The organism is Marinobacter albus (assembly GCF_030238305.1).
Taxonomy (GTDB): domain Bacteria; phylum Pseudomonadota; class Gammaproteobacteria; order Pseudomonadales; family Oleiphilaceae; genus Marinobacter; species Marinobacter albus.
The window spans coordinates 74,065-86,113 of sequence record NZ_JASSQD010000002.1 but is presented as its reverse complement, the minus strand read 5'-3'; the positions used below and the strand labels follow the sequence as shown (position 1 = coordinate 86,113).

The 12,049-nt window shown below is 65.2% G+C and carries 5 protein-coding genes; 3 read left to right on the top strand and 2 right to left on the bottom strand.

The window, feature by feature from the left end:
• Positions 1-18 precede the first annotated feature (18 nt).
• Positions 19-456, bottom strand: coding sequence for a DUF4864 domain-containing protein (locus QQF73_RS11935; protein ID WP_219867479.1), 438 nt, complete (start codon positions 454-456; stop codon positions 19-21).
• A gap of 165 nt (positions 457-621) precedes the next feature.
• Here QQF73_RS11935 and recC point away from each other — a divergent pair, with 165 nt between their 5' ends.
• The 3 genes from recC to recD are packed head-to-tail and all read left to right on the top strand — an operon-like array spanning position 622 to position 10,183.
• A complete protein-coding gene (gene recC, locus QQF73_RS11930) occupies positions 622-4,227 on the top strand; it encodes an exodeoxyribonuclease V subunit gamma (RefSeq protein WP_219867478.1) in 3,606 nt (1,201 codons plus the stop codon).
• Entirely contained in the window at positions 4,224-7,952 is a 3,729-nt protein-coding gene (gene recB, locus QQF73_RS11925) for an exodeoxyribonuclease V subunit beta (protein WP_285368340.1), read from the top strand. Before recC ends, recB begins: the two co-directional genes overlap by 4 nt.
• The gene (gene recD, locus QQF73_RS11920; RefSeq protein ID WP_285368339.1) at positions 7,949-10,183 is read left to right on the top strand and encodes an exodeoxyribonuclease V subunit alpha; all 2,235 of its coding nucleotides are present in this window, start codon (positions 7,949-7,951) and stop codon (positions 10,181-10,183) included. The genes recB and recD overlap by 4 nt, the downstream gene beginning before the upstream one ends.
• Here the strand turns inward: recD and QQF73_RS11915 are convergent.
• Complete coding sequence (locus QQF73_RS11915) at positions 10,170-11,996, bottom strand: ABCB family ABC transporter ATP-binding protein/permease (RefSeq protein WP_285368338.1); 1,827 nt, start codon at positions 11,994-11,996, stop codon at positions 10,170-10,172. The genes recD and QQF73_RS11915 overlap by 14 nt on opposite strands.
• Positions 11,997-12,049: the final 53 nt, after the last annotated feature.

The following is a 12,049-nucleotide window of genomic DNA, read 5'->3' as shown; positions in this document are numbered from 1 at the left end:
GACGACCGGCGCGATCGCTCAAATCCCCATTTCGGCAGGCTGTACCCGAACGCCGGCCACTTTCCATTCGCCCTCGATCAGTACCATCCGGTAATAGGCATCCCAGCGCTTGCCCTCGGGGCCTTGCAACCGGACAACCTGAATCTCGAACGGACCGTGGGGAACCCGTTCCGCAAACTCGATGGTGCTGGCGCGATGGACGGCCGGGTAGGCTTCCCGGACCATGCTCAGGAACACATCGGACGAACCGAAACGCCGTTTGATGCCCTCGGACGCAATGGTCCAGGCGGCCTCGTCATCGTCGTTGGCAAAGGCCTCGATCTGCAGAAGGATGGCGTTGCGAATGGCAGTATCCTTGTCCTCGGCCCGCAGCGATACCGACGTCACGACAGCCAGGGCGGCAAGCACAATCACAAGCGGCCGAACGGGCCGGGTGCAGAACAATCTGGTTTTCATGAGAGGAACCCTCCTCAATAACCCCTGTTACAGCTTACGCCCTTTGCGGGGGGACGGATGCCTTTTTGGTTAAAATTTGGCCACCCGAAATGGCAGTCTGAATCTCGCGCCACATGCGGTAACCTGTGGCATCAGGATTGAACTGATCACCCGACAAGGATCCCCATGGCCGAGCACGCCGCCATCGAACCCGGCTTTCACGCCATCCACGCCAATCACCTGGAAGACCTGCGACGGGCCGTGGTGTTCCTGTGCCAGCAGACGCCGCTGCCCCCCCTGGAAAGCGAGACCTTTCTGGTCCAGAGCAACGGCATTGCCCAGTGGCTGAAACTGGCACTGGCCGAGAAGCGCTCGGAGGACGGCGACATCGGTGGGCTTGGTATTGCCGCCGGCATGGATTTCCTGTTTCCCGCCCGGTTTATCTGGCAGGCCTACCGGGCGGTGTTGCCGGCGGGGGATGTTCCGGAGCAGTCGCCGTTCGACAAGCGCCGGCTGGTCTGGCGCCTGTACCGGCTGTTGCCGGAACTCGTCGGTGAGGACTCGGTGTTCACCCCCCTGGCCCGATTTCTCGAGGGCTCCGATCCGGACCTGCGGGATTTCCAGCTGGCCGAGAAGGTGGCCGACCTGTTCGACCAGTATCAGGTGTTCCGGGCGGACTGGCTCAGTGCCTGGGAGCAGGGCCGGGATGTGGTGATCACCGCCCGCAACGAGGAGAAGCCGCTGGACGAGGAACGACGCTGGCAGCCCGTGCTGTGGCGGCGCCTGGTCGAGGACATCGGTGCCGACGCCCACACCAGCCGCTCCCAGATCCACACCCGGTTCATGGCACTGGGGCAGTCCGCGACGTCCCCGGCCAACCCGGCCCGGCTGCCCAAACGCATCGTGGTGTTCGGAGTCTCCTCCCTGCCGCGCCAGGCGCTCGAGGCCCTGTCCGTGCTCAGCCGGTTCAGTCAGGTGGTGCTGTGCGTGCACAACCCCTGTCAGTTCTACTGGGCCGACATCATCAGTGACCGGGAGCTGCTCAAGGCCGAACGCAAGCGCGGGGTCGCCCACCCGGCGCTGTCGCAGATCGGCGATCCGGACCAGCTGCACCAGCACGCCAATCCGCTGCTGGCGGCCTGGGGCAAGCAGGGCCGGGACTACATCCGGCTGCTGGACGAATTCGACAATCCGGACGAGTACCGTGACCGGTTCCGGACCCCGGACCAGAAGATCGACATCTTTTCCGAACATGGCGAGGCGGCCAGCCCCCGTCTGCTGCACCAACTCCAGAACGACATCTACAACCTGACCCCGCTGCAGGACATCCGCAACGAGCAGCGCGAGGTGAACCTGACACAGGACCACAGCCTGGTCTTCCACGACGCCCACAGCCCCCAGCGGGAAGTGGAAATCCTGCACGACCAGCTGCTGGCGGCCTTCAACGCCGATCCGGGCCTGCGTCCTCGGGACATCATCGTCATGGTGCCGGACATCAATGTCTACGCCCCTCACATCCAGGCCGTGTTCGGGCACTACCAGGCCGGTCGCAAACGCCACATTCCCTACACCATCTCGGACCAGGGCCAACGCCATCACGAGCCGGTGCTGATTGCCCTGGAAACCCTGATGTCGTTGCCACGCAGCCGGTTCGCCGTGAGTGAAATCGTGAGCCTGCTGGAAGTACCCGGCATCCGTGACCGCTTCGGCATTACCGAGGAAGAGATTCCCCTCGCCCGGCGCTGGGTTGAGGGCGCCAATATCCGCTGGGGCCTGCACGGCCAGCACCGGGAAAGTCTGGCCTTGCCCGGGAATCTGGACCGCAACACCTGGCAGGCGGGACTGCGGTCGATGTTGCTGGGCTACGGCATGGGTGACGAGGAGCCCTGGGCAGGGGTCCAGCCCTATGGCGAGATTGGCGGCCTGCAGGCGAGCCTGGCCGGTCGGCTGAACGAGTTTGTGCACCAGCTCGAGACGCTCTGGCAGGAACTGCAGGAGCCGCGCTCACCGACGGGATGGGAGACCCTGTTCTCGCAGATGCTGGGGCAGTTTTTCGAACAGCTGGAAGGCACCGATCTTTTGCTGCTGAACCGGTTCCGCCGACAGCTGGAGCAGTGGCTGGACGACGCCCTTGCCGCAGGTCTTGATCACCAGTGCCTACCCCTGAACATCGTCAAGGACGTGCTGCTGCAGGGCCTGGATGAGGGCGGCCTGAATCAGCGGTTCCTCGCCGGCAAGGTGAACTTTGCCACCCTGATGCCCATGCGCGCGATTCCCTTTCGCCGGGTGTGCCTGCTGGGCATGAACGACGGCGATTACCCCCGGTCGCGGCCGCCGGTGGACTTCGATTTGATGGCGGAGGACTACCGTCCGGGTGACCGGTCCCGCCGGGAGGACGACCGCTACCTGTTCCTCGAGGCCCTGCTGTCGGCCCGGGAGCAGCTCTATATCAGCTGGGTCGGCCGCAGCATCCGCGATGACTCCGAGCGGCCGCCATCGGTTCTGGTCGGGCAGCTTCGGGATCACCTCGACGACCTCTGGCAGTTACCCGACAGCGACCGGACCCCGGTCACCCGGGCCCTGACCACGGAGCACCCGCTGCAGCCGTTCAGCCGGGCCTACTTCCCGCCGACCAATGGCCAACACAACGGGGCCGACAGTCCTCCGAAGCCGGTTGCGGAGGTTCTCCGGACACGCAGTCTGTTCACCTACGAACGTGAGTGGCGCAGCGCCCACACCGAGGAGGCGCCGTCGGCGACACAAGCGCCGCTGCCTTACCAGGCACCGGAGGAACCCATCAGCCTCAATGACCTGGCGCAGTTCCTGAAAAAACCCGTCGACACCTTTTATCAGCGCCGGCTCCAGGTTCGGTTCGAGGCGGTGGAAGAGGCCGACACGGACAACGAGAACTTCGATCTGAGCGGCCTGGATCGCTGGCGCCTGGACAACGAACTGATCCAGGAAAGCGTGCTGAAGGCCGCCTCGGAGGACGAACTGTACGACCGACTCGAGCACACGCTGGACCGGATGGCCCGGCGCGGCGATCTCGGCATGGGCGTCACCGAACACCGGTTGCGTTCGGAGCTGTCGGGCCGGCTGCCGGACCTGTTCGAACGCTACCGGGCCACCCTGGCCGACTGGCCCGAGGCCCTGGCGGAGCCCCGGGTCCTTGACTACCGGTACAGCAACGACACCGGGGCCGTTGAGCTGGTGGATCTGGTCGACGGGCTACGCGCCAATGACCGGGGCGACCTGTGCCGCCTGGTTATTGCCCGGTCGAGCCTGCTGTCGGGCTCGGCCGGTGGTCGACGGGTACGCTACGCCAACCTGCTGCCGGACTGGATCCGGCACCTGGCCGGCCAGCTCACCGGGCAGTCCTTCAAAACCCTGGTCCTGGCCAAGGAGGAGGGCAGGCAATTCCACTTCTCGCCGCTGCCGCCGGATGTGGCGCGGGGTCACCTGGATACCATCCTGGCCCGCTGGATGGAGGCCACCACCCGCGTCCTGCCCCTGCAATGCGACGCCGGCTTCGCGTGGATCTACAGTTTCTACCAGAGCAAGAAATACCGGGGTGATCACGACCGGGCCATCGCCGATGCCGGGCAGGCCTACGCTAATGCCCTCGACCGGGACACCGGCTACCTGCGGGGCGCCTTTGAATCCCCGGCCGACCTGTTCGCCAGCGACGAATTCGAAGCACTGCTGCACGCGCTGTATGTCCCCCTCTGGGAAGCCGAACAGGACACCACCGCGGCGGCCGCCATCGAGGCCCTGGCAGGAGTAACGAGATGACCAATCGCAATCCGAACCTGGATCCGCTAGCCCTGCCCCTGAACGGCAGCACCCTGATTGAAGCCAGCGCCGGGACCGGCAAGACCTTCACCATTGCCATCCTGTACGTGCGTCTGGTACTGGGTCACCAGCAACCGGAAGGCAGCCCGCTGGCCCAGGGCATGTTGCCACCCAACCTGCTGGTGGTGACCTTCACCGATGCCGCCACCAAGGAACTGCGGGACCGTATCCGGACCCGGCTGACCCAGGCCGCCGAGGTGTTTTCGGGCTCGGGGGACAGTGCGGCAGCCTCACCGGAAACCGCCCTGATTTACCAGTTGCGGGATCACAGCTATCCGGAGCCGGCCAGCTGGCCGGAGTGCCGCAAGAAGCTGCTGCTGGCCGCCGAGTGGATGGACGAGGCGGCGGTGTCCACCATTCACGCCTGGTGCAACCGCATGCTCAGCGAGCACGCCTTCGACAGTGGCAGCCTGTTCAAGCTGACCCTGGAAACCGACCAGAGCGATCTGCTCGACGACGTGGTCCGGGATTACTGGCGCACGTTTATCTACCCCCTCCCGAGCCATCTCATGGAGGAAGCGCTGGGTCACTGGAGCACTCCGGCCGACCTGCGCCAGGCCGTGCGCAACCTGATCCCCGACGCCAACAGCCTGGGAACACCGGACGGCGACGTCACCGGCGCCATTGAGGCGATCCAGCGCCGGCGCCTTGACCGTGCCCGGGAACTGAAAGCCTACCCCTGGGCACACTGGAAGGACGAAGTGCTGGCGCTTCTGGATACCCTGCACCAGAGCAAACGCCTGCACGGCGGCAGCAAGAAACCCATGGTCGCGGCCTGGGACACCCTGCTGGCCTGGCAGGCCTCCGATGCCCTCTATCCGGACGGCCTGGACAAGGCGGGCTTCCAGAATCAGACACCGGCAGTGCTGCCCGCCAAACTCAAGGGCGACCAGCCGGCGCCCGAGCACCCGGCCTTCGACGCCATCGCCGAGCTGATCGCCTTCAGCCAGAACCTGCACAGCGCCGAAGCCGACATTCTCAGACACGCCACCGGCTGGATTGCCCAGCGCCTGGAAGCCGAGAAACAGCAACGCTCGGAAATGGGCTTCGACGATCTGCTGACCCGGCTCGACGACGCCCTGCACGGCCCCCGGGGCGACCAGCTCGCCGCCACCATTCGCCGGCAGTTCCCGGTGGCCCTGATCGACGAATTCCAGGATACGGATCCGGTCCAGTACCGCATCTTCAATCGCATATATCGGGTCGCGGAGAACGATCCGCACACCTGCCTGTTGATGATCGGGGATCCCAAGCAGGCCATCTACGGCTTCCGGGGGGCCGATATCTACACCTATCTGGAAGCTCGCCAAGGCGCCCGTGAGCGTACCTATACCCTGGGCCGCAATTTCCGCTCGGCCGAGCCGATGGTCAGGGCCGTAAACCGGATTTTCGGGTACGCCGACCAGACCAGCCGCGACGGCGCCTTCCTGTTTGGCCAGGGTGATACCTCACCGTTGCCATTCCAGGGCGTGGACGCCAACGGCACCAAGCGGCTCTGGGCGGTTGACGGCGAGGTCCGACCCAGCCTGACGTTCTGGACCCTGGACAGCGACGACACGGCCGGCGGCAAAGCGCGGAGCCTCGCCAAGGGGGCGGCGACGGCCGATCTGGCCGAGACCTGCGCCAGTGAGATCGCCCAGTTGCTGACCCTGGGCCAACAGGGCCGGGCCGGCTTTGCCCTGACCGGCGATCCGGCGGATGTGCAGCCGGTCACGCCCGGCGACATCGCCATCCTGGTCAACAACCGCACAGAGGCCAGCGCCGTGCGTCAGGCCCTGGGCGAACGGCGGATCAAGAGTGTCTACCTGTCTGACCGGGACTCGGTACTGACCTCGCCCGAGGCGGCCGAAGTGCTGTGCTGGCTCCGGGCCTTTGCCGAACCACGCCAGCTCGGCCTGGCCCGGGCGGCCCTGGCAACCCCGACGCTGGCCCAATCCTGGCAGTCCCTGAACCGGCTGCTGACCGATGAGATCGCGCTGGAGCGGGAAATCGAACGCTTCATGGGCTATCAGCAGCAGTGGCAGAACCAGGGGGTGCTGCCGATGCTGCGCAGCTTCCTGATGGATTTCGACGTGCCCGGGCGTTTGTTGCAGCGGCCGGATGGCGAGCGGCGTCTGACCGACATCCTCCACATTGCCGAGCTGCTGCAGCAGGACAGCCTGCAACTGGACGGCGAACACGCCCTGGTCCACCACTTCACCCAGATCCTGCGGGCCGCGGACGACGAGGACGAGCATCGCACCCTGCGCCTGGAAAGCGACGCCGGACTGGTGCAGGTCATTACCGTGCACAAATCCAAGGGTCTGGAGTACCCACTGGTGTTCCTGCCCTTCGGTACCTCGTTCCGGGCCCAGAGCGACAACCAGGCCTGGGTGCGCTACCACGATGCCGGTGGCCAGCTGGTCACGGTTTTCGACCCGACTCCGGCTGACATCGCCCAGGCTGACCGGGAGCGGCTGGGCGAGGATATCCGAAAATTGTACGTGGCCCTGACCCGGGCCCGGTTTTCCACCTGGGTCGGAGTGGCCGCCATCGATCAATGGTCCCGGAGCGGACTGGGCTATCTGGTGACGGGCCAGGCCGTTGGCGACAGCGGTGGCCAGCCGGCGGTGGCCGGATGCCTGGAGCCGCTGGCTCGGGGCGAGGCGGCCATTACCGTGACCCCGATGCCGGAATCGACCGATACCTGCTACCACCAGCCCGAACCGGAAGCCCTGGGTCCTGCCCTGGTTTCCGGCCGGGAGGCGAGGGAAGACTGGTGGATAGCCAGTTACTCCTCCATTGAGTACACCGGGATGACCGGAACCGGCATTGTCTTTACCGGCGAGGTCGAAGACGCCGAGACCCAAAACCTTCTGGAAGAAAGCGCCCAGGCCCGGGACGAAACCGTCCCGGAAACCGGGGCCGCGGGGGATCATCACCAGTTTCCCCGGGGAGCCGGCCCCGGGACCTTCCTGCATGACGTGCTGGAGTGGTGCAGCCAGCAGGGGTTTCAGAGCATTGTGGATAACCCGTCGCTGTTGCGGGACTACCTGACCCGACGCTGCGTTACGCGCGGCTGGAGCGACTGGGTGACACCGCTCGAGCGCTGGCTGCTGGGCCTGATTCGGCAACCTTTGCCGCTGCAGCGGGGATCGTCCGAGCGAGCGAGTCTTGCCGACCTGACCCAACTGCGACCGGAGCTGGAATTCTGGTTCGAAAGCCGAAACGTCAGCATCCGGACCCTGGACTGCCTGGTGAAGGAACGCACCCTGAACGGGGCCGACCGGCCCCAGGCCGAACCCGGCCGGTTCAACGGCATGCTCAAGGGCTTTATCGACCTGGTGTTCGAGCACCATGGGCAGTATTACGTGCTGGACTACAAATCCAATACCCTGGGCGAGGACGACCAGGCCTACACCGACCAGGCCATGGGCGAAGCGATCCTGGACAAGCGCTACGACCTTCAGTATGTGCTCTACCTGTTGGCACTACACCGGCTGTTGAAGGCAAGGCTGCCGGACTACGATTACGATCGCCACGTCGGTGGCGCCGTCTACCTGTTCCTTCGAGGCTACCGGGCGGCCAGTGTCGGTACGTTCACGGACAAACCACCCAGAGACCTGATTGAGCGGCTGGACGCGCTGTTCGACGGTCAGCACGGAACCGGGGAGGCCGCCGCATGAGCAGAACCCGCCATTCCGACCAGCAGTTCGCGCTGGACCTGGATACCGAACCCCGGCAGCCGACCGCATCCGCCATTGATACCCGGCACCTGTTCTCCCGCGCCGAGACCATGGACCATTTGCTCGACCAATGGCAGCAACGGGACTGGCTACGGCCACTGGACGTCGGCTTTGCCCGGCTGATCCGGACCCTGTCGGAAGAGCAGGGCGAACCGGCCCCGCCGCTGGTGCTCCTGCTCGCCGCGCTGGTGTCCCACCAGGTAGGTCGGGGCCACGTCTGCGTGGATCTCGCCAACCTGTTGCAGGATGCCGACGCCACCCTGGCGCTGCCGCCGGACGAGGCGGACCCGGTCGGCACCGACGAGGACGCGACCACCGCCGCGCCTCCGGCGCCGGGTGAGGTCCTCAGCCGAACCAGCCTGAATGATTGCCTGGAGGCGTTGGCAGAGTCTTCCGCGGTAAGTGATGGCTCACTGACTACCCCCTTGGTGCTGAGCGGCACTCGCCTGTACCTGCGCCGGCTCTGGCAGTACGAGCGGCAGATTGCCGACGGTATCCACGCCCGGCTGGCGCTGACGTCACCGCTGGCCGATCCCGATTCCGAAGCCACAGCCACCCTGGCAGAGGCCCTGGAAGTCCTGTTTGGCAGTCGGCCCGGGGTGGACTTCCAGAAGCTCGCCTGTGCGCTGGCCGCCCGAAACCGGTTTGCCGTGATCACCGGTGGGCCCGGCACCGGCAAGACGACCACGGTGGTCAACCTGCTTGCGGCCCTGCAGGCCGTCGCCAGCCAGTCTGCTCAACGCAACGGACGGAAATACCGGATCCGGCTGGCCGCCCCGACCGGAAAAGCCGCCGCCCGCCTGAACCAATCCATCGGCGACGCCACCAGCCGACTGCCGCTGGACCGGCTTCCCGGTCAGGTCACACTTGACGATATTCCGACCCGGGTGACCACCTTGCACCGATTGCTCGGCAGCCGGCCCGATACCCGCCGGTTCCGCCACAACCGGGACAACCCGCTGCTGGTGGATATCCTGGTGATCGACGAGGCGTCGATGGTGGACGTTGATCTGATGGCTTCGGTGTTCGAGGCCCTGCCGTCGACTGCCCAGTTGATCCTGCTCGGCGACAAGGACCAGCTGGCGTCGGTGGACGCCGGCGCGGTGCTGGGTGAACTCTGCCAGCGTGCAACGGCGGCCCATTACACACCGGATACCGCCGGCTGGCTGGCCTCGGTCGTCGGCGGTACCCTGCCGGACGAGCTGCTGGATCCCGTGGGTCAACGGCTGGACCAGGCGGTGGCCATGCTGCGCACCAGTTACCGGTTCGGTGACGGCAGTGGCATTGGCAAACTGGCAGAGGCGGTCAACACCAACGCCCTGGATGGGGCCATGCTCGCGGCGTGTCGCGACGGGGGGTTCGACGACGTGATCTGGCTCAACGGCGACACCCGGAGACCGGCCACGGACGAAACCCTGGCCCGAATCGCCGACCATGCCATCTCGGGCAGCCCTGGCGCCTTCCGCAACCGGGGGGAGGGGCGCCGGGTGAACTCACAGCTACTGCCGCCGCCGGTGGGGTATGGCCACTACCTGTCGTTGCTGAACAATCACAGCCTCACCGAAGCAAGCGGACGGGACGCCTGGGATGAACTGGCGCGGCAGACGCTCAGGGCGTTCTCGGACTTCCAGGTGCTCTGTGCGTTGCGCAAGGGCCCCTGGGGCGTGGAGGGCATCAACGACCTGGTGGCACGCCAGCTGCTGGCCCACAAAGTGATTCCGAGGGCCGAAGGCTGGTATTCGGGCCGACCGGTGCTGGTGACCGGCAACGACTACAACCTGGGCCTGATGAACGGGGACATCGGCATAACCCTGTCGGTGCCCTGGGATCAGGACGACGAAGGGCGACCGGCGCATACCCTGCGAGTCGCCTTTCCCGCCGCCGACGGCACTGACGACATCCGCTGGATCTCGCCCAGCCGGCTGCAACAGCTAGAAACCGTGTACGCCATGACCGTTCACAAATCCCAGGGGTCGGAGTTCAACCACACCTGCCTGGTGCTGCCGGACCGGATCAGCCCGGTGATGACCCGTGAGTTGATCTACACCGGCATTACCCGGGCCCGCAACTGGTTCAGCCTGATCACCGGCGACGCCGGGGTCTTCCGAGACAGCGTAAAACAGCAGGTGGTGCGGGCCTCAGGCCTGGCCCAGGGACTTATCGAGCAGTAGTACCGGGGTCGTCCGGGCCGGCCTCGACCTCACTCTGGTGCTGTTGCTCCCAGAGCCGGGCGTAGTGCCCCCGGCGCACCAGCAGGTCGTTGTGGTGACCGCTTTCGACGATCCGGCCACCATCCATCACCAGGATGGTATCGGCGTCCCGGATGGTGGACAAGCGGTGGGCAATCACCAGGGTTGTCCGCTGCCGGCTGACTTCTCGCAACGCCCCGAGAATGGCCTGTTCCGAGAGCGAATCCAGCGATGAGGTCGCTTCGTCCAGAATCAACAGTGGTGGATTCTTCAGGATGACCCGGGCAATGGCGACCCGTTGTTTTTCGCCCCCGGACAGTTTCAGGCCGCGTTCACCAACCCGGGTCTCGTAACCTTCCGGGAGGCTGTGGATAAAGTTTTCCAGGTGGGCCATGCGGGCGGCCTGATGTACCTCCGCTTCGGTGGCGCCGGGCCGGCCATAGGCCAGGTTACGGTAAAGGGTGTCGTTGAACAGAACGGTATCCTGGGGCACCACGCCAATCGCGGCGCGCAGGCTATCCTGGGTGACGGTGCGGATATCCTGGCCGTCAATGCGGATGGCGCCGGCATCCACATCAAAGAACCGGAAAAACAACCGCGCCAGGGTGGACTTGCCCGCGCCACTGGCGCCGACAACCGCAACGGTGTGGCCGGCGGGGATGCGGAAATTCACGTCGTTCAGGATGGGCCGATCCGGCCGGTAGGCAAAATGGACGTGATCGAACACCACCTCCCCGTCGGTAACCGCCAGGGGCTTTGCATCCGGCGCATCCTCGATGCCGGGCTTGTCCCCAAGCAGACCAAACAGGCGCTCGACATTGACCAGGGCCTGGCGGATCTCGCGATAGACGAAACCGAGTGCATTGAGGGGAATAAACAGCTGGAGCAGATAGGCGTTGATCATGGTGAAATCGCCCAGCGTGATAGCCCCGCTGGCCACCTCGCGTACCGCCATGGCCATGATCACAATCAGCGCCACCCCGATGATCAGGGCCTGACCGGCATTCAGCACCGCCAGTGACAGACGGTTTTTCAGGCGCGCCTGCTCCCAGTCCTGCAGGTCGCGGTCGTACAGCTCCGCCTCGAAGGCTTCGTTGTTGAAATACTTGACGGTCTCGTAGTTGAGCAGACTGTCCACCGCCCGTGAGTTGGACTGGTTGTCCCGGGCATTGGCTTCGCGCACAAAGTGGGTCCGCCATTCGGTCACCCGGATGGAAAAGAGCACGTACACCACGACCGATACCAGGATGGCAACGACGTAGCCGACGTTGAACACCACCAGCAGAATGCCGGCGACCATCAGGATCTCCAGCAGGGTAGGGACGATGTTGAACAGTGTGAAGCGCAGCAGGAAGCTGATGCCGTTGGTGCCCCGTTCAATGTCCCGAGCCAGCCCGCCGGTCTTTCGATCGAGGTGGAACGCCAGCTCCCGGTTATGCAGGTGCCGGAAGACCCGCAGCGATACCCGGCGCATGGCGCGTTCGGCAACGCGGGCAAACACCGCGTCCCGGAGCTCGCTGAACAGGGTGGCGCCAAATCGCAGCAAACCATAGGCGACCACCAGTAATACCGGAATCCACAGCAGCAGCTCAGCACCGCGGTCCTGGTCGAGATAATCCACGATGTACTTGAGTGCCACCGGTGTCGCCACCGTTGCGACCTTGGCGAGCACCAGCAGTGCCAAGGCCAGGATCACCCGTCCGCGAAACTCCGCGAGGTAGGGCCAGAGTCCGGCGATGACTTTCCAGTCCGGTTTGTGATGGGCGGGATAATCGTTGTCGGCGTAGGCGCGCACAGAAAATTCCTTGTCTGACAGGGCAAAGCAACGGCAGGGGCCGTATGATGAAC